Origin of the sequence: Nocardia suismassiliense (assembly GCF_900269665.1) — a bacterium.
Classification (GTDB): Bacteria; Actinomycetota; Actinomycetes; order Mycobacteriales; family Mycobacteriaceae; genus Nocardia; species Nocardia suismassiliense.
Genome location: NZ_LT985361.1, coordinates 5,596,606 through 5,614,519, shown reverse-complemented (window position 1 = coordinate 5,614,519; position 17,914 = coordinate 5,596,606). Strand labels below are relative to the sequence as shown.

General features: G+C 64.6%; 18 protein-coding genes. 9 read left to right on the top strand and 9 right to left on the bottom strand.

Translation table 11 applies throughout. The annotated features are described in order from the left end of the window. Positions 1-169 precede the first annotated feature (169 nt). Positions 170-619, top strand: a complete 450-nt coding sequence (locus DBO33_RS24935) for a nitroreductase family deazaflavin-dependent oxidoreductase (RefSeq protein ID WP_107657221.1) — start codon at positions 170-172, stop codon at positions 617-619. A gap of 69 nt (positions 620-688) precedes the next feature. On the opposite strand, the gene DBO33_RS24930 is transcribed toward DBO33_RS24935, so the two are convergent. Continuing rightward, positions 689-1,213, bottom strand: a complete 525-nt coding sequence (locus DBO33_RS24930; protein WP_234391394.1) for a histidine phosphatase family protein — start codon at positions 1,211-1,213, stop codon at positions 689-691. Between the two features lie 197 nt (positions 1,214-1,410). Here DBO33_RS24930 and DBO33_RS24925 point away from each other — a divergent pair, with 197 nt between their 5' ends. The 3 genes from DBO33_RS24925 to DBO33_RS24915 all read left to right on the top strand — a co-directional run bounded on the left by DBO33_RS24925 (position 1,411) and on the right by DBO33_RS24915 (position 4,042). Continuing rightward, positions 1,411-1,965 (top strand): GNAT family N-acetyltransferase, encoded by a 555-nt coding sequence (locus tag DBO33_RS24925; RefSeq protein WP_107657220.1) that lies wholly within the window; start codon positions 1,411-1,413, stop codon positions 1,963-1,965. 302 nt (positions 1,966-2,267) lie between these two features. Continuing rightward, positions 2,268-2,663 carry a VOC family protein gene (locus tag DBO33_RS24920; RefSeq protein ID WP_234391019.1) on the top strand — a complete coding sequence of 132 codons (396 nt, stop codon included), beginning with the start codon at positions 2,268-2,270 and terminating at the stop codon, positions 2,661-2,663. A 266-nt stretch (positions 2,664-2,929) separates the two neighbouring features. Next, on the top strand, positions 2,930-4,042 hold the full coding sequence (locus DBO33_RS24915) for an alkaline phosphatase PhoX (RefSeq protein WP_107657218.1): 1,113 nt from the start codon (positions 2,930-2,932) through the stop codon (positions 4,040-4,042). An 87-nt stretch (positions 4,043-4,129) separates the two neighbouring features. On the opposite strand, the gene DBO33_RS24910 is transcribed toward DBO33_RS24915, so the two are convergent. Both DBO33_RS24910 and DBO33_RS24905 read right to left on the bottom strand, forming a co-directional pair. Beyond that, entirely contained in the window at positions 4,130-4,537 is a 408-nt protein-coding gene (locus DBO33_RS24910; RefSeq protein WP_199856750.1) for a hypothetical protein, read from the bottom strand. Positions 4,538-4,720: 183 nt separating this feature from the next. Further along, positions 4,721-8,140 carry a WD40 repeat domain-containing protein gene (locus tag DBO33_RS24905; protein ID WP_159080481.1) on the bottom strand — a complete coding sequence of 1,140 codons (3,420 nt, stop codon included), beginning with the start codon at positions 8,138-8,140 and terminating at the stop codon, positions 4,721-4,723. A 552-nt stretch (positions 8,141-8,692) separates the two neighbouring features. Here DBO33_RS24905 and DBO33_RS43005 point away from each other — a divergent pair. Further along, complete coding sequence (locus tag DBO33_RS43005; protein WP_159080480.1) at positions 8,693-8,875, top strand: hypothetical protein; 183 nt, start codon at positions 8,693-8,695, stop codon at positions 8,873-8,875. Between the two features lie 18 nt (positions 8,876-8,893). Here DBO33_RS43005 and DBO33_RS24895 read toward each other — a convergent pair whose 3' ends face one another. The 6 genes from DBO33_RS24895 to DBO33_RS24870 all read right to left on the bottom strand — a co-directional run bounded on the left by DBO33_RS24895 (position 8,894) and on the right by DBO33_RS24870 (position 13,623). Continuing rightward, positions 8,894-9,574, bottom strand: a complete 681-nt coding sequence (locus tag DBO33_RS24895; RefSeq protein ID WP_107657215.1) for a hypothetical protein — start codon at positions 9,572-9,574, stop codon at positions 8,894-8,896. After that, positions 9,571-10,233, bottom strand: a complete 663-nt coding sequence (locus DBO33_RS24890) for an RNA polymerase sigma factor (RefSeq protein ID WP_107657214.1) — start codon at positions 10,231-10,233, stop codon at positions 9,571-9,573. The genes DBO33_RS24895 and DBO33_RS24890 overlap by 4 nt, the downstream gene beginning before the upstream one ends. A gap of 575 nt (positions 10,234-10,808) precedes the next feature. Continuing rightward, on the bottom strand, positions 10,809-11,705 hold the full coding sequence (locus DBO33_RS24885) for an esterase/lipase family protein (protein WP_107657213.1): 897 nt from the start codon (positions 11,703-11,705) through the stop codon (positions 10,809-10,811). Positions 11,706-11,732: 27 nt separating this feature from the next. Then, positions 11,733-12,074 (bottom strand): hypothetical protein, encoded by a 342-nt coding sequence (locus DBO33_RS24880; RefSeq protein WP_107657212.1) that lies wholly within the window; start codon positions 12,072-12,074, stop codon positions 11,733-11,735. An 817-nt stretch (positions 12,075-12,891) separates the two neighbouring features. Beyond that, positions 12,892-13,119: a hypothetical protein gene (locus tag DBO33_RS24875; RefSeq protein ID WP_159080479.1), complete on the bottom strand. Its 228-nt coding sequence runs from the start codon at positions 13,117-13,119 to the stop codon at positions 12,892-12,894. Positions 13,120-13,176: 57 nt separating this feature from the next. Next, on the bottom strand, positions 13,177-13,623 hold the full coding sequence (locus tag DBO33_RS24870) for a hypothetical protein (RefSeq protein WP_107657210.1): 447 nt from the start codon (positions 13,621-13,623) through the stop codon (positions 13,177-13,179). A 318-nt stretch (positions 13,624-13,941) separates the two neighbouring features. On the opposite strand from DBO33_RS24870, the gene DBO33_RS24865 reads away from it, so the two are divergent. From DBO33_RS24865 to DBO33_RS24850, 4 genes are read left to right on the top strand one after another with little or no spacing between them, the layout of a single operon-like run. After that, positions 13,942-14,958: a FecCD family ABC transporter permease gene (locus DBO33_RS24865; protein ID WP_107657209.1), complete on the top strand. Its 1,017-nt coding sequence runs from the start codon at positions 13,942-13,944 to the stop codon at positions 14,956-14,958. Next, positions 14,955-15,992: a FecCD family ABC transporter permease gene (locus DBO33_RS24860; protein ID WP_234391018.1), complete on the top strand. Its 1,038-nt coding sequence runs from the start codon at positions 14,955-14,957 to the stop codon at positions 15,990-15,992. Before DBO33_RS24865 ends, DBO33_RS24860 begins: the two co-directional genes overlap by 4 nt. A 10-nt stretch (positions 15,993-16,002) precedes the next feature. Then, a complete protein-coding gene (locus tag DBO33_RS24855) occupies positions 16,003-16,824 on the top strand; it encodes an ABC transporter ATP-binding protein (protein ID WP_199856749.1) in 822 nt (273 codons plus the stop codon). Between the two features lie 16 nt (positions 16,825-16,840). Continuing rightward, positions 16,841-17,860, top strand: a complete 1,020-nt coding sequence (locus DBO33_RS24850; protein ID WP_107657207.1) for an ABC transporter substrate-binding protein — start codon at positions 16,841-16,843, stop codon at positions 17,858-17,860. The last annotated feature ends 54 nt before the right edge of the window (positions 17,861-17,914 follow it).

Below are 17,914 nucleotides of genomic sequence, written 5' to 3'. Positions count from 1 at the left end.
TTCGGGTGTGCCACCACTGTGCTGGCTGTGCGGACTACCCGCGTCGGTAGTTTTCGCCTATTCCCACGGCCGCAGCAGCCAAGGTCAATACCACGACAGTGCCGCGCAAGAGCGACGCCAGAACACTCGCCGATCATCGTTGTATGCCTGAAACCGTTAAGGACGAACTATGACTCGACAGCCGGAACGACTGCGCCGCAATGTAAATCGACTCAACAGGCTGGTCACCTTGCTCCAGAAGCGGGGTGTCGCCTTCTCGGACATGCACATCCTCACAGTCGTCGGCCGACGCACCGGTGCGCTGCGTGAGGTGCCGGTCTCGGTACTCCGACTCGCTGGCGCACGCTATATCTTCCAGGCGTATCCAAAGTCGGCCTGGGTAGCCAACGTTCGGGCCTCGCCGACAGTCACGCTGGCCCGTGGCCGACGCTCCTCAGTAGTGCGAATGGTGGAACTTCCTGTGGAAGAACGCCGTTCGCTGCTACGCGACCATGTCGCGAACAGCCCGGCGAAGCTCGACGAATGGTTCGTCAAAACCGGCCTGATCGAGGAAGCCACACCAGAGGCGCTGGCCGCCGCAGCCGAGCGCATCGCGATATTCCGCGTCGAACCCACCTGACGGTGCCGGAAGAGGTCGAAGCATCGAAACTCAATCCGCTACGTCGCGACTCGCGCGGGTTGACGGCGGTTACGTGGGCCAAGATTGACACTGCCAGGATCTGCCGTCCCATTCGACGATAAACGGCACGGCATGCGGCAGCGGGTGGCCCCACACCCGAGCGCCAAGGCCGCAGAGTGGCGCCAACGTCACACTCAGACTTGCCACATGACCGATGAGCACAACGGACTCACCCTCATGTGCCCGCCTGACCTTCTCCAAAGCCGTTGTCATCCGAGCCAATACCTGTGTTCCGGATTCACCGTCGGCGACTCGTCGCTCGAGCTGCCGGTCGACTATCCACCGCCGCAAGACTTCTGCGGCCAGCCGCCGAACGCGGGGATCGACCGTCGCCTCTGCCGCGCCGATCCCGACCTCGACCAACTCGGGCAACGCCACGATGTCGATATCGCGGCCCTCGAGCAGAGCGGCGGCGGTTTGCCGAGTACGCAGCGCAGTACTGCAATAGACCCCGGCAATCGGCTCGTCGGCCAAAACGCAGCCCGCCGCCGCAGCCTGGCGATAACCGCGTGATGTCAACGGCGACAACGGCACAGCTCCGGACACACCCGCGACAACATTCTCCGATTCGGCATGACGCAGGCACCACACCCGCACGAAACCACTCACGAAGCAATCCTGCCGTTGAAGAGATCGGGGGTCGACCACGCCGGGTTGGGCGGTTGTTCTGAGCGCGGGATCGCCCGTGGCACCGAAGTTTGCGACGCATCAGTAGCCGATAATGCGTGCTTGTGAAGATCATCCTGTCTGCGCCGCGGACCGGGGGTGCGGCGGCGTTGCGGCTACGCCCATGGCGGTTCGACGACCTGCCAGCTTTGGTTGCTGCACATCGTGATCCGGGTTTGCGTCGTTGGCTGGCCGGCCATCTGGTCGACGAAACCGCTGCCCGGGATTGGTTGGACGCCCAAGCCGACGGCTGGATGGATGGCACACGGTTCAGTTTCGCTGTGGTCACCGCCGACGACGATCACTCGCCCGTCGGCCATGTGGTGGTGAAAGCGACCACCGCCGGGGTAGCCGAAGTCGGGTATTGGACCGCAGCCCACGCTCGCGGTCGAGGTATCGCTGCCCGCGCCGTCGAGACCGTGTCCCGGTGGGCGCTGGCCGAACAGGAAATGGTGAGACTGAACCAGTTGGAGCTGCTCCACGCAAAGGACAACCATGCCTCCTGCCGAGTGGCGAACAAGTGCGGATACACCTTGCAGGACCTGCTCCCCGCCGAACCACCCACCTTCCCTGGTGAAGGGCATCGACATGTGCGTAGAGCAGCTGAGAACTCGATCTGACAGGCGCATCAACCGCTTCCACCCTCACGTGCGAGCTTTGCGGACCGGACCGGACCGGACCGGACCGGACCGGACCGGACCGGACCGGACCCGCTGCGATGCGGCACATTCGATGTCACCGAATCTTGAGCAGCCCTAATCGCGCGTTGACCAAGCGAGGTAGTTGCTGCGGCATACGCGAACTCACGCGGCAGTGAGAGCAACTGCGGCTCAGCGCGGGCCACGCGCGACTCGTCGGGATGGATCGGTTGGATCGTGGTGTTGGGGTGGATGTGTGGCCTGAACATTTGAGTGTCGGAGCGGTGCGGTTCGCACGCCCTACGGCGCGGTTCGACGACGTGGTGGCGTTCTATCGGGATGATCTCGGGCTGGCCGTGCTGGCGCAGTGGCGTGATCACGACGGATACGACGGGATCGTGTTCGGGCTGCCCGATGCGGGGGTGCAGTTGGAGATCACCCAGCACGGGTCGCCACCGGTGATACCGTCGCCGCATCCGGAGAACCAGTTGGTGCTGTATTTGCGGGGCGAACAGGCGCTGCGGGCTGCGGTGGATCGGCTGAGCGCGCGCGGGCATCGATCGGTCGCGCCGGCCAATCCATACTGGGCACGGCGCGGTGCGTTGCTGTTCGAGGATCCGGACGGGTGGCTTGTGGTGCTGACGCCGTGGGTGTTCGGCGAAGATTCGTCAGCCGGGTAAGGCGTCGGCGAGCTCGTCGACCCGAGCTGCGGACCGCAGTTCAAGCATTGTTCCGTTGATCGACTTCTTGAAACGAAATGCACACCAACCCAATTCGGTAAACTGACTGTACCGTGTTCCACTCCTTTCGAACCTCGGCTTACCGCAGACGATTACACTGCGACACCGATTGATGGGGTGACGGCACTACCGGCCGCACTGGCGCTCTGCCGGGCTGGATTCAATCCGTGTTGGAGGTGCTTCGTGGACCGACGAAATTCTTGCGGGTGAGCGTGATCGGCGGAGGCGGTGTCGCGCTCGGTGGGGCGGCGTGGCTCGAGGCCTTCAGCGCGGGCGCCGTTTCCGGCGAGTCGCCGTACGGACCGCTGTCGAAGACACCCGACGCCAACGGGGTGTTCCTGCCCTCGGGCTTCACCAGCCGGATCGTTGCCCGCTCGGGACAGCGGGTGGCGGGTTCGAACTACACCTGGCATCCCGCCCCGGACGGCGGCGCCTGTTTCGCCGACGGCTCAGGGTGGATTTACGTCTCCAACAGTGAGGTCGACCGTACCGGCGGGGTCGGCGCGATCGTCTTCGGTGCGGACGGGGCTATCGTCGGCGCGCATCGCGCACTGTCGGGTACCAATCGCAACTGCGCTGGTGGTGCCACGCCGTGGAACACATGGCTGTCCTGCGAAGAAGTCGACAAGGGCGCGGTGTTCGAAACCGACCCGTGGGGTCGCAACACGGCTACCCGCAGACCGGCGATGGGACTGTTCACACACGAGGCGTGCGCCGCGGACCCGGATCGCAAGGTCATCTATCTGACCGAGGACCGCCGCGACGGCTGCTTCTACCGATTCGTTCCGACGTCCTGGGGCGACCTGTCGAGCGGCAAACTCGAGGTGCTCGTCGAGTCCTCGGGAAATCTCAGCTGGAAACCGGTCCCGGACCCGTCGGCGCGATCCAGGCCGACGCGGCAACAGGTGCGCGGAGCGAAGGTCTTCAACGGCGGCGAAGGCTGTTATTACGCCGGCGGCACGTGCTGGTTCACCACCAAGGGCGACAACAAGGTCTGGGCGTATGACGCTGCAGGCAACCAACTTTCGATCACTTACGAGCCCGGAAACGGTGCACCACTGTCCGGAGTGGACAACGTGACCGGGGCGTCGAACAACGACCTGTTCATCGCCGAAGACGGCGGCGACATGCAGATCTGCCTCATCGCCGGTGACGTCGTCGCGCCCTTCCTGCAAATCGCCAACTCGAGCGGCTCGGAGATCGCAGGCCCAGCCTTCAACCCGGCAGGCGACCGACTCTATTTCTCCTCGCAGCGCGGCACTTCAGGTTCGAGTAGTGCCGGCATCACCTACGAGGTGACCGGCCCCTTCCGCCGCTGAGAACGTGGCGCCTGATCGTAGATCGCTTGATCAGCCGCAGGGTTCGCGCGAAACCGAAGTGCCTCGTCACGGGTTCGCAGTCCCACGCTAGCGGAACACCGACGGTGAGCTATGGGCGTGCCGCGACCTCCGATGGGGGCGGGGCGCGCTCTGGGCGTTACCGTCCGCCGGGTCGGTGCCGCCCTGAGGTGCAGCGGGACACCCCTGCAACCGAGCGAGAATCCGTTTGAACAGCAGGATTACCGCGTGCTCCCAGATGATGCCGACCGTCCCGGCCAGCATGGCCGCGTGTACCTGAGCGTGGCCATCGTGCACGCTGTCGAGATTGCTCAGGAGCTCATCGAGCTCCATCCCCGCCAACGCCTGTTCGCGGGTGAGCGGCCGGCCGGGCAGCCAGCTCAGCTGCCAAACTGCGGCGCCGGAACCGATCTCGCGGTACGCGGACTCGGGTGATATGTCGCTGACCATGCTCCATTCGGTGGCGTGAACGCTCATCGGTGCCTCCGGTGGGGCAGTGCGAGCGCGCTGGCGGAGAGCATCATCGCAGAGTGCGTATTCATATCTCTGAGATGCCTACGGTGGTGATTCCGGTTCGCCATTTCCGCTGTTTTCCTCAGACCGGTCCTGTCGGGTCATCTCTATTCGCTTGGTGGGCAAAGTATTTGTTGCGTCGAGTGGTCATCCGTGGGGACAAGTCGTCACATATGGGGTACCGGGCAGAGCTCGAATCCACTCCTCTCGGGTGATCGGTGTCGTACCGCTTGCGCAGATCCGCCGTGCTTCGGCGGCGGCGTCGGTGCGCCATAGGCGCACGGTGCCGTCGATCGCCGATTCGGTGAGGACTGTGCCGCTGGTAGTGAACGAAATCATCGTCTGTTTCTGGCGCGGCTTTCCGCCGGAGAGGGTGGCGTAGATGGTCGGATGAAGAGTGTCACTGGAGTCCCACATGCGAATTGTGCCGGTTCCGGTAATCACTGCGGCGGCGGCGAGGCGGGTGCCGTTGTCGTTGAATGCGACCGAGGCGACGGCGTAGTCGGCTCCGCCGGGGACGGGGAGACGGCGCGGCGCGCCCGGGTGCGATATGTCGTAGAGGTCGACGCCGCTCCAGTTTCCGATGGCAAGAGTGTTCTGTGGGCTCAATGCCAGGGACATGACGCGCCCGTAGGTGGTGAGCCCCGCGATGTCGGCGACCGAACGCGCGGCGCGGGGATCATGGATGTCATAGACGCTGACCGTGCCGGTGTTGTGACTGCCGATGGCGAGTAGACCGCCGTCATTATTGAATGCGACCACGGTAGGGAATCCGCGAGGGTATCGAATGGTGGACTGCAGAATCGGCTGGTCGGGTCCTGCGACGTTCCAGATTTCGACCGCCGCGTTCAGCCCCCGCCCGATTGCGAGCCTGCCGTCTGGACTGAACACGAAGCCGTGGAGCTCGATCGATGTGACATCGAGCGGCGCCCCTAATCGAGTTGGCGCAGAGCGGTTCTCGATGTTCCACACCTGTATGCCGAATTCGTTCACCGTGACCGCCCGAGTACCGTCGGGTGACGTCGTGACTATGTCGATCGACCCGGATGGATCGCCCTCACGCTGGTTTTGTTCGTGCGATGTGGGGGACCTGGCCAGCGGCCGTAGCCGCAGAAGCAACGCTTGCAGTGACGCGTCGGCTCGCTGGTCGAATGAGCCTGATGGAAAGCGGAACAGGGTGCGTGGCCCGGTATGCAGGACGGGACCGGGCAGGTCGAAGACTTGTACCGAATGGTCGAGACTGGTGGTCACCAGCGATCTGCCGCCACGCAGGAACAGGGCTTTGGAGATCATCGGCGTCGAAAAGACCGCGACCTCATTCCCGGTCTCCAGATCCAGAATCCTCGTCTTCTGACCGCCGCTGGTGATAACTATTTGCTTGCCGTCGGCATCGAGTGCGATGTCGAACAGTTCGAACCCGAGCCCCGATAGCGAGGGCAGTGGCTCTGCTATCGCGGGGTTCTCGCGGATGCGCCACCGCGCGACCTCGCCTGGGTTCAGGCCGACCGCGAGAAATGCGCCGTTCTGGCTGAAAGCGACTGCCTGACCATAAGCCCCGTCCGGTCGCTCCAGTCGATGGTCGATTGCGGGCGTTTGGTTGTCCGCGAGAGTGCCCGTGTGCCAAATCCGCACAATGGTGGTAAAGGTCGCAGGCAGCGCGGACATCGGCGCGATGGCTGCCAGCGCCCGATTGCTCAGTGCGACACGGATATGCTGACCTCCGAGCACGGTCAACGTAGACAGGAAGGCCGGACGGCTGGGGTCGGCGCCCAGTCGCCAGACGAGAATCGCCCCGTGCTGGGTCCCCATAGCGAGGTGGCTGGTATCGGGACTCAACGCGACCGTCCACGGCTCATGTCCCTCGGTCCGCAGGTCGGTCACGCGCTCGGGTTGCGCCGGGTCGGTGATGTCCCACACCGAGGACCCCCCGTCACCCGCGGTGACCAGCCAGCGTTGGTCGGTGCTGATCGCGAGTCCACGGATGTGGCCGTTACCGGTCGGAAACCGCGGCCACCGAGCGACTCCGGTGTCGGTAACGCGCGCTAGTTCAACGGTGCCATCGCCCTCACCCACCGCGACCATGTCACCGCCGGGACTGGTCGCCAGCTGCGGGCTGTCGCTGAGGAAGACCATGCCCCGCCCGTTTGCATTGCCGGGTGCTATCCGTATGGGGGTATTGGTGGCAGTGCTCTCGAGTAGAGCGGATCGAGCGTCAGCAGTGTCGCGCGTACGGTAGGCGGCGAGCGCGAGCTGTTGAGCGATTGCCGGATCGACCTCGCGGGCGTAACGGGAGACGTTCGCGTATAGGCGGGAGCGGTCCTCCGCCTGGGCGACCGCGGCTTCGTGCCGCATGTGCACAAATTTAGTGACAGTGCCGGTGACAGCCGCGACGACGACAACAGCGGCGACGAGGACCACCCACAGGGCGTGATTGATCCGGGTGCGTGCGCACCGGATTGCTTCGGCGACCGTACCGGCGGCGGTGATGCGGTCGCTGTAGTGAGCAGGCGCTTGTTGGGTGGCGGTCGTCAGTGCGTCGGTTGCGACAATGACACGCAGTGAATGCTGTTGCGCTGCTTTGAGTTTGTCCGCGTAGCCGGTGACCGCCGTGAGAGTCGTACCGGACAGTCCCGCCGTTACCGCACACGCTGGGTCCAGCCGCCGGGGACGCAACTGGCGCAGACGCTGACGACGTGGCGCTAGGTCATCGAGTGCCACCGCCAGTGCGGCGGCCATCGACGCACCAGTGATGACATTCGCCGGTGTGCCGCGCTCGAGCGTGACGGACCACAGCACGCAGGCATCGGAGTCGGCGAGTCGACTGGTGCGCCACGCCTCGGCAAGGCTGTCGGTGAAGGCTTCGTCGGCCTGCAGGAAGCCCATCACGGCAGGATCGGCGTGCAGACCGCTGGGACCTTTGTGCACCTGTTCCAGGTGCAGTATTCCGGCCTCGCCGCTGCGGCCACCGTTGCCGTAGCTGGCGAACAGAACCCGGATGTCGGTGACGCGCAGCGTCATCGGCCGACGCCCTGCGATCTCGAGTGCGACCAGAATGCCGTACCCCCGGGCGGGCTCGGATCCTTGGCCGAGTAGATGTAGGGCGATATCGCGAAGTGGCACGCTGTCGCTGGTCACGAAGGTTCCGGCGGGCATCAACTGCGTACCCACCGAATGCAGCCCGGCCCGATCGGCATGCGCAAGGAAAGTCGCGCACGCCTCCGTCACGTCGACCGCGCCGGTGAGCGCATGGGCGATGACCGCCATCGCTCGCGCGGCTGACACGTCTGCGGTGATCGAGTCCTCCCGCAGATCGGGGCGCTCACTCTCTTCTTCGAGAATCGCCTCGTCGGTGCCGTCAGCACCGCTCGTCGTGCGTGCTACGCGCTTCCAGGTGGCCAGCGATCGCCGGGCCAACACACCGGTCTCACGGCTTGTGCCGAGCAACTCCGTTGTCGCTGCCGCTCCAGTAGTCGTAGCCTCGCGGCACTGCGCCAGCCACAGCTGTTGCGCACCAGTGAGTTCCGCCAGCAACGCATCGTCCTCCTTGGCGGAAGATACGTCGTTCACAGCTCTCTCATCTGGACTGTCGGCACGATCCATCGAACTCCTTTCCGGACGGTGACGTGGCCGAAAACCCGCACGGCTTGGCTGAATACACCTCGAGGCTACGAGCGAACGACGTTCCCGGTACACACAATCGGCACGCACAACGTGATCGGATATGACAGTGTTGGCGCGCGGCGGAAGGATCCGGATGAACCCTCGCCATCGTCCCTCTCATTGGCTGACACGTAGAAGGGCACTGTCTTGGGACACCGAAGCATCAAACGAATCGTGTTGGCCGGCATAGTCATCGCCGTGATGCAGCTGAGCGTCGCATGCGTTCGGAATGGCACCACCACCGGCACGACGAGCGTTCCTACGCCACCTCCGTCCTCCGCGCTTGCATCGGTACCCCCGCTGCCCAGCGCTGAGGATGTCACGGCACTACTGCGGCGACTGCTCGACCCCACGGTCCCGAACGCCGAGAAACACGACAGCATCCAAGGCGTACGAGTAGACCCGGATCTACCGAACCGACTCGCCGAAGTCGCGCAGCAATACCACGCCGAGGTCACTGTGACCACGACCGCGCTTGGTGCGCCAGGCATGGTCGCGGCCGGAACGTGGACCATCGACGGCGTTGTGCCACAGCCGATTGTGGTGAATTTCGTCGCTGAGGACGGCAAATGGAAGGTCGAGAAGGCATGGGGATGTCAGCTGCTGATCGTGTTCGATATGACATCTCCCATGTGCCGGTGAGCAATGGCATCTCGACCGTCAACGCAGGCCATCCATGACCGCGGTCCGCACTGGATGACCATCGGGCAGCCCTTTGGCGATCCGGCGCCAGGCGTTACGGCCGGCGGTCCGTGAGCTGCGGACAGCCTGGGTGACAGCCGTCGCGTGGTCGGCAGTCAGCGACGACGTGGGGATAATCGCGATCGCGAGATCCTCCGACATCGTGATCGCTCGGGTGGCGATCTCCCCGGTCGGATGGTTGTCCGCACCGGTATACAGCACGACCAGCACTTCGCAGTGCTCGTGCCCACTGGTGATTTCGATACGAACAATGTCACCGGAACCCAGCCGATCGCCGAACGACTTCACGGAAACCGCCGTTTCGTCGCCGTCGGCCGCGGACCGAACAAATTGGATACCGAACTCGTGGTCGATCACACTCTGCATCGGCCCGGAAATGCCCGAGGCGGCAGCACGTTCGTGTGCTGTCCACGCGGGCACTGTCAACACAGGCATGCGACCTGCGTCGATCGCCGTGACGGTCGCGACCTCCGGTGCGGCATGCGTCCATCGCTCAGTCAGCCGGTCCGCGATCCGCTGCCCGGCTGCCCGATCCTCGATGTCGTAAACCTCGGTCCCGTGGTCTACGAGAGCTCCGAGCAGATCATCGACGTCGATCGGCGACTGGGTTCCCTGGTCATCGCCGTTGTGCGGGATCATGATTCGCCTCTTCCTTGCTCCGGTCGCACTGTGGGGTCGAGAAGTCTTCGGAGTATCCGTACACCCGCGGTGCGCAAGTGTTTCACCTTGGACTCGCTCATTCCGAGCAGCTGCGCAACTTCGGCGACGGTACGTACGTCGTAGCCCATGTCATGGGTGGGGATCACGAAGGTTGCGGCGAGAACCGCGCGAGTCTCCTCGTGCGGGATTGCGGCCAACGCGCCGATGAGCTGGTCGCGCAGGATCATCCGTTCGTAGTCATCAGCAGCGGTGGCGGACTCGTCGAGCTGGGACACCGCGGTGTCGTAGTCCACCCGCCGACCCGGATGCCGTCTGGCTGTGAGGCGCTTCCGGCGCAGGTGCAGCACTCGCCACTTCACCAGTTGGAGCAGCACAGCCCGCCAGTGCCTGATGCGCTCGTGCGGCAGCGTCTCGGTGAGATCGACGATGACATCTTGGGCGATGTCCTCGTAGGTGTCACACATTTCGGGGTCCAACTCGTTGAGCACATAGCGTGCCTTGTGAGCCGCGTATGTCGCGGCTTCGAGCAGACCGACACCAACAATGTATTCGAACACTGCCAACTGCAGCGTGGTCGGAACGTCGATGATCGACCGACCCAGCCACCGATCCAGTGACTCAGTTGTAGGTGCGCTCATTGCCGACCCCCTGTTGCCGATACACCCAGGCAGTCCAGGACAGCCTCGCTACTCCTGTCCGGACTATCGAACGGTGGATACTTCAAGGCTGAATCCTCAATCGTTCTGCGGTGGACTTGGACTGACCCTCAACAACAGAGATGCTCGTAGCAGCAATGTGAGTTCGGATCCTCGAGCAGTGATGCGGAACCGTTATGCGCCAGAGCTGCCCGCACCGCCGGACGAATGAAGCCCGCGGCCGACACAGGCCGACTGCGGGCTGCACAGCCTGCTGGAACTCACCGGCGATCACGGGCTCCTCTCGACTAAGCGCCGTATGCTCTTATTCGATAAGACGTTTGGCCGATCCATTCTCCGTCGGCGACCGTCTGCATCGGCGAACCGTTGTCAGAACAGTCTGCGGACATGTAGAGATACCAAGTTCGACCGGAGCGATTGACGTGCATCTGGGTTCTGGTATGGAGATGCGATCGGCCTTGGGCGCAGTCAACGACAGTGACCGATTCCGTTCAGCGCCTCGGCTTTTCGTCGTGGTGGCAATCTCCGCTGGGCTGCACGCCGCAGCAGTGTTCGGGCTACGCGGGCCTTGGACCGTAGAGCATGTCGATGGTCCACTGCCACGCCTGAGGTTGCGCGAGTAGGCGCCGATGGGTCGTCGGCCCTGCCGCAGGAAAGAGATCCTCGAAGTAGGCGTTGGAGACGCCGGGTTCGTCGATGAACGACGCATCGCCGGCGGGGGTGTTCACAGTGTCACCGCGGGTGGCCATGACGAAATAGCGGACACCGGGCACGGTGATACCGCCCTCGGACACTCGCTGGATGACATCGGATCTTTCGAGGCAAGCCAACCAGCCCGGCGCCCGCGTGAGGTCCGCGACCGCCGACAGGATAGGGCCACCGGGCAAGAGTTGAGCGAGTCCTCCGTGGTTGGGCAGGCGGTACTCGGGAAGATTCTCGTTGATCAGTGCGAGCGGACGGTCGGCGCGGGATCCATGTGTGACGGGCGCGAAAGACACCACCTTGCCCACATTGGCTGCTCCACCAAGGACTTTCGTGTAGTAGTTCGCGACCAGAGCACCTTGGGAGTGGGCAACGATATCGACCTGAATGGCGCCGGTCTCGGCCTTCACTATCTCGATATAGTCGGCGAGTTGTGCGGCCGACGTTGCGATCGGCGCCGCGCCGACCCCGAGACCGTCGACAACTCCATAGAACATGCCGAATACACACGCACCCGCCGACAGCATGGTTTGAACGAATCCGTCGTCCGCGATGTCCTGCTCGTCGACGGCCACTGCCGGCCCGCCGCCGCCTGGCAGTGTGATGATCGGGTTCGGGCGCTGTGCCGTTAGCTGGCAGTCACGCTGAGCCGCGAAGGTCAGCGGGGCCGGGTCCGCCGTCGCGTCAACGGGATTCAGGACACTGACGGCGGCTGTGATCAGGGCTGCGATCATCCATGGTGATGGTCTCATGTCTACTCCGTTCGGACCTTGGGGAACTCACCCACCGATCGACGTTCCGAGCATCCTGCTGTCGGTGCCGGTCGAGAGCGAGGTGTGTGGAGGCACGGAAATCGGCGCGCCCTTGCAGTCATCGCGCATCCAGATCACCTGCATGACTTCGCTGTTGTTCACGATCGCACGGATGTAGTCGGAGGTCTTCGCGCACGAGCCCGGCGTTACCGGTTGAAGCGCGCCCTGGTTTTGCGGGAAGGCCCCATTGGATGTGTAGTAGGGGCTGCCGTACCAGCAGACGAATTTGTCCGGGCAGACGCCTGGGTCGGCTGCGGCATACGATGGATTGCCACCGGAAACTATCAACATCCCGATGGTCGCTGCCATCGCGAATCGGATGGCCCGAGATGCTTTTCCTGGCGTGGACGTGCGTGACCTCATGTATGTTTCCCTGCTGCGAGCGGGCGCGCTGCGAATCGACGGGCGCCGTTACTTCTTAGATGCGATTGCCGCCCTTTTGGTTCACCGGCGTCCGAGGTGGCGGTGGAACGTTCCGCGCTACCACATACTGCCGCTGCCGCAGTGAAATCGCACTTGATCGTATTGCGATTTTCCGGTGCCTCGACCGGTTCGGGTCCCGCAATCGTGTTGCGCTGCAAAGGAAAGGGCGGCGCCGCTGGTCTGCCATCCAGCCCCCAGTCGAGCGAGAGACCCAGTCGGGCGAGGCAATCAGCCGGACAGCGAACGGGGGTTGTGCGCGACGATCCAGGCAACCTAGACCTTGCGCTGCAGTGTAGGCATTGAGTGGTCCGTGAAGTCACCAGAAAGGGTATGATGCTACGGATTACGCTGCTGGACAAGCGGTTCCGGAATCACACTTGCCTGGCAGGGCGCTAGGCATGGGTGAACTGTAGGGAATTCGGTGATAAGAAGCGTGATTCGTCGGATATCGGGCTGGCCTCCTGTTGCCGACGGAGCTGGGGACGCTGATGGGCAGGGCAATGTCGGGTCGGCATCCTTGGTCCTGGCGGTACTCTGCGATGAGCAAACCGCGGCGATCGGCGCGCGCCGTGCCGGGGGAACTTCCCGGCACGGCACCGCTGCCTCACCTACGACGATCGCCAGTTCGCGCAGGTGAATCATGTTGCGCTACTGACGATTCAGCTCGAACTATCTCGACTGTTTGCCGACGACTCGCCCCGGACTACCCGCCGGCCGAACGGACCCACAGTTGCCAGCCGCTGCCTTGCTGCCCATACACGCAGTCGGGCCAGGTGTCGGAGCTGCGGTACTGCTCCCCGGCTGCCACGCATTCGGCGTTTGTCTCGAACTGGTCGATGAACACACCTTCGGCGGATGCGTTGCCTGCCGCCGCACCGAGAACGAGCATCGTTGCGGCACCGATTGCCAATGATCCCCATACTGTTCGCATGCCGGAGATCATGCCAGGTGGTACGGCTTTGCCGGTTGCGAACCGACGGGTCCGCACTTAAACCGGCTCGAGCAACGCCGATAGTTTGGCGACACGTCCGGCGGCGTCGAACTCGAAGTGCAGGTAGCGGTCGTTCACCTCGTACCTGTCGAAGTTCGGTCCAGTGCGCTCCGGTTGTCCGAGCAAAGCTGCCACTTCGGCCCGGGTTGCGGTGGGGCACAGGCCTTCCAGCAAGTTGCCCGGCCTCGGATACGGCCCGTAGGTTTCGTCCGCGCTGTCCGGCTGGGTCCGCACCATCGCCGAAACGAGCACCTCGTCTTCGAAAAGCAGCTCCGTCCCCGCCGGGCGGAAGAGGTAGTACGTCGACTGTACGTCGCCCCAGTCGACGTTCTCGACCTCCATATCGGGACCGACGAGCACGATCACGTCGAGAATCCGGTTGTCTCCCTTGCGAAGTCCGAGAACGTTCAGCATCGTGGCCATCTCACCCGTGACGATCGGCATAGTGCTTCCTTCGTTCAGCTCGCACAGCGGCGCGAAAAGTACGGCACGCCAACGTTGTAGCCAAAGCGTGCGCCGCCCGCCTCGCGGATCAGTCGGTGGCTGCGTCGAGTCTGGCACGGAACCAGTCCGAACACGCATCGGTGAACGACCCGCTCCGCGCAGCTGCTCCTGGTTCGTTGACCGCCGCGGTGGGGTGACCGGACCCCAGCGAGTTTCGATCTGGACCCAACCAATGTTGCCAGCCGGTGGCTCAGGACCCCCACCGGTCAATTAGGGTAGGCAAACCGTATTGATCGAAATCGAAGGTGACCGACACAGATGGATCGCGCCCGCACCAGGACGCTCCCGCTCGCCATGGGGCTGGTGCTGCTACTGGCAGTACTCGCGTTCGCGGTGGTGCTGAGCATCAGCGTCGGCTCACGTGCGTTGACCTTCACGACCGTGCTGGACGCGTTGCTCCGCTACAACCCGGTCGATGTCGATCACGCCGTCGTGCGCGATCTGCGGCTGCCGCGCACCGCGGTCGGCGTGCTGGTCGGTATCGCGCTGGGACTGGCCGGATCGATCATTCAGGGAGCGACGCGAAACCCGCTCGCCGATCCCGGACTGCTGGGTGTCAACGCAGGCGCAGCCTTGTTCGTCGTGCTCGGGATCAGTGTGCTCGGTGTGACCTCGGTGACCGGCTACGTGTGGTTCGGCTTCGCAGGTGCCGCGGTCGCGGGCGCGGTCGTGTATTTCGTCAGTTCGCTCGGCCGCGACGGTGCCACGCCGATGAAGCTCGCGCTCGCCGGAGCCGCGGTGACCGCCGCGTTGCAGTCGGTGACCAGCGGGTTGCTGCTGACCGACACCACCACCTTCGATCAGTACCGTTTCTGGCAGGTGGGCTCGCTCGCCGAGCGTGATCTGCCGACCGTTGCACAGGCAGTGCCGTTCCTCGCAGTCGGCATCCTGCTCGCGGCGATGTCGGCGCGAATGTTGAACGCGCTGGCGCTCGGCACCGACGTGGCCCGCGCGCTGGGCCAGAATGTGCCGGTCGCCCGCGGTGTCGCCGCGCTCGCGGTGGTCGTGCTGTGCGGCGCGGCGACGGCCATCGCCGGACCCATCGCCTTCGTCGGCCTGATGGTTCCGCACGCGGCCAGGCTGATCACCGGCCCCGATCACCGGTGGCTGCTGCCGTATTCCGCAGTGATCGCCGCGATCCTGCTGCTGGTCGCGGATGTGGTCGGCCGTGTCATCGCGCGACCCGCCGAGGTGCAGGTCGGTGTCGTGACCGCCGTCATCGGCGGGCCGTTGCTGGTCATGTTGGTGCGACGCCGGAAGCTGGTGAAGGCGTGAGCATCGATACGGCCTCGCTGGCTGCCGTCGTCCATGCTCGACGCAGCGGCACGACTCGCGCACGGCTGGTAGCGCTCGCATTGTTCCTCGCGCTGGTGGTGGTTTTCGCGCTGTCACTCACCGTCGGCTCGTATTCGGTTCCGCTGAGCGATATTCCGAACATTCTGCTCGGTGGCGGCGGCGGGCAGGACGCGTTCGTGGTCAGGCAGCTGCGGTTGCCGCGAGCGGTCGCCGCCACGCTGGTCGGTATCGCTTTCGGCATCGGCGGCACGCTGTTTCAGCGCTTGTTACGGAACCCGCTGGCCAGTCCGGATGTGATCGGCATTTCGCAGGGCGCGAGCGCGGCCGCCGTCGCCGGTCTGATCGTCTTCGGATTGTCCGGCACGGCGTTGTCGCTGGCCGCTTTCGTCGGCGCGGTCGTCACGGGCGCGGTGATCTACAGCCTCGCACGGCGCGGCGGAGTGAACGGTTTTCGTCTCGTGCTGATCGGCGTCGGTGTCGGCGCGGTGCTGACCAGCATCGTGTCGTACCTCATGACGTGGGCCGATGTCGCGCTCGCCCAGCAGGCGCTGGTCTGGATGATCGGCAACCTCAATGGCCGGAGCTGGCACGCGGTCATGCCGCTGGCGATCGCTCTGGTGGTGCTGGTGCCCGCCGCCGCGCTGCTCGCCCCCGCGCTCAACGGATTGCAGCTCGGCGACGACGTCGGGGCCGGCCTGGGCCTGCGGGTCGAACGCACGCGGCTGCTGTTGCTGCTGATCGCCACCGCCAGTGTGGCTTTCGCGACCGCGGTCGCCGGCCCCATCGCGTTCGTCGCCTTCGTCGCGAACCCGATCGCCACCCGGCTGACCGGCGGTGGTCGCACGGCATTGGTACCGGCCGCGCTCACCGGCGCGCTGGTCACGCTGCTCGCCGATTTCGTCGCACAGCATCTGCTCGGCAACCCGCTGCCGGTCGGGGTGGTCACCGGTGCGGTCGGCGCGCCGTATCTGTTGTGGCTGCTCGCCGCGGCCAACCGAGCCGGGCGTGTCTGAAAGGGATGTCGTGACACCAACTCTGCACACCGAGAACCTGCGGCTCGGCTATGGACCGGTGACGATCGTCAACGACCTCACCGTGCGCATCCCAGAGGGCTTGGTGACGATGATCGTCGGCACCAACGCGTGCGGAAAGTCGACGTTGCTGCGCGGCCTGGCGCGGTTGCTCGCGCCCACACACGGTGCGGTCTATTTAGGCGGTGCGCCGATCTCCTCGCTGCGCAGCAAGGACGTCGCGCGAGAGCTGGGACTGCTGCCACAATCCCCGGTCGCGCCCGAGGGGATCACCGTCGCGGATCTGGTCGGTCGCGGACGCTATCCGCACCAGGGCATGTTCCGCCGCTGGTCACCCGAGGACGACGCGGCGGTCGCGCGCGCTTTGCAGGTCACCGACACCGTCGAGCTGGCGTCGCGCTCGGTCGACGAACTGTCCGGCGGCCAGCGCCAGCGGGTGTGGATCGCCATGGCACTGGCCCAGCGCACCCCGATCATGCTGCTGGACGAGCCGACCACCTTCCTCGATATCTCCCACCAGGTGGAGGTGCTGGACCTGCTCGCGGATCTGAACACCACCGACGGCACCACCGTGGTGATCGTGATGCACGACCTCAACCTGGCCGCCCGCTACGGCGATCACCTCATCGCCATGAAAGCCGGCGAGATCGCCTGCGAGGGCGCCCCCTCCGACATCCTCACCGCGGAGTTGGTCGAGGACGTCTTCGGCATTCCGTCACAGATCATCCCGGACCCCGTATCCGGCACCCCGATGGTCGTTCCCATCGGACGACATCGCTCCGGCCGGGCCGCCGTGCCCGCCACCCAGTCCTAGGAAAGGAATCACACCAATGGTCCGATGGACACAAGCGGTGGTCGCCGTGGCCGCCGCCGCACTGCTCGCCGCATGCGGCACCGATCCCGCCACCACCCCCGCCGGCGCGGGCGACCCCGGTCACGGTGAAAAGAATGCCGCCACCGGCGGGGCACTGTTCGCCACCGCCGATACCGAGACCGCCAAACTCAAAGCGGACGTCGGGCCCGGCGTATTTCCGCGCACGGTAACCCAAGCAATGGGACAGACTCGCATCGAGAAAAAGCCCGAGCGGGTAATCGTCCTCGACTCCGGCGAGTTGGACGACGTCCTCGCACTCGGCGTGACACCGGTCGGCATGGCCACCACCGCCGGACAGCAAGGAGTGCCGTCGTATCTGGCCGACCGCGTGCAGAACATCGCGACGGTGGGCCCGACCAACACGCTCGACCTCGAGAAGATCGCATCGTTGAAACCAGATCTGATCCTGGGCAGCAAGTTACGCGTCAACGACCTCTATCCGCAGTTGTCGGCCATCGCGCCGACCGTCTTCTCGATCCGGCCGGGCTTCCCGTGGAAAGAGAACTTCCTGCTGGTCGGCGCCGCACTCGGCGCGGAGGAGCAGGCCACCAAGCTGCTCAACGAATATCAGACCAAGGCCAATCAGGTGAAAGCCAAACTGACTGGCGCGCCGACGATTTCACTCGTTCGTTACATGAGCGGCAACATCCGCCTGTACGGCAAGAAGTCCTTCATCGGCGTCATCCTCGCCGATATCGGCCTGCCGAGACCGGCGAATCAGAACGTCGACGAGCTGGCGGTGGAGGTCTCGAAGGAGAACATCGACCAGGCCGCCGGAGACTGGATCTTCTACTCGAGTTACGGCGCGGATGTCTCGCCGGACCAGAAGGCCGTGACCGAGGGCCCGATCTGGCGGAACATGAGCGCGGTCAAGGCCGGGCACGCCATCGCGGTCGATGACGAGGTGTGGTTCCTCGGACTCGGTCCGATCGGCGCGATGCGAGTGCTCGACGATCTCGGCAAGTTCCTGGGCTGAGCGTCGCAGACGAGAGCCTTCGAGGTAAGCCGAAACCCTTTGCAAAATAAGGGT

Bases quoted from the DNA above. Each gene is read 5' to 3' on its own strand.
- DBO33_RS24870 (WP_107657210.1), bottom strand. From the start codon at position 13,623: ATGCCGATCGTCACGGGTGAGATGGCCACGATGCTGAACGTTCTCGGA.
- DBO33_RS24910 (WP_199856750.1), bottom strand. From the start codon at position 4,537: ATGAGCGTTCACGCCACCGAATGGAGCATGGTCAGCGACATATCACCC.
- DBO33_RS24875 (WP_159080479.1), bottom strand. From the start codon at position 13,119: ATGCGAACAGTATGGGGATCATTGGCAATCGGTGCCGCAACGATGCTC.
- DBO33_RS24935 (WP_107657221.1), top strand. From the start codon at position 170: ATGACTCGACAGCCGGAACGACTGCGCCGCAATGTAAATCGACTCAAC.
- DBO33_RS24895 (WP_107657215.1), bottom strand. From the start codon at position 9,574: ATGATCCCGCACAACGGCGATGACCAGGGAACCCAGTCGCCGATCGAC.
- DBO33_RS24850 (WP_107657207.1), top strand. From the start codon at position 16,841: ATGGTCCGATGGACACAAGCGGTGGTCGCCGTGGCCGCCGCCGCACTG.
- DBO33_RS24890 (WP_107657214.1), bottom strand. From the start codon at position 10,233: ATGAGCGCACCTACAACTGAGTCACTGGATCGGTGGCTGGGTCGGTCG.
- DBO33_RS24880 (WP_107657212.1), bottom strand. From the start codon at position 12,074: ATGGCAGCGACCATCGGGATGTTGATAGTTTCCGGTGGCAATCCATCG.
- DBO33_RS24865 (WP_107657209.1), top strand. From the start codon at position 13,942: ATGGATCGCGCCCGCACCAGGACGCTCCCGCTCGCCATGGGGCTGGTG.
- DBO33_RS24885 (WP_107657213.1), bottom strand. From the start codon at position 11,705: ATGAGACCATCACCATGGATGATCGCAGCCCTGATCACAGCCGCCGTC.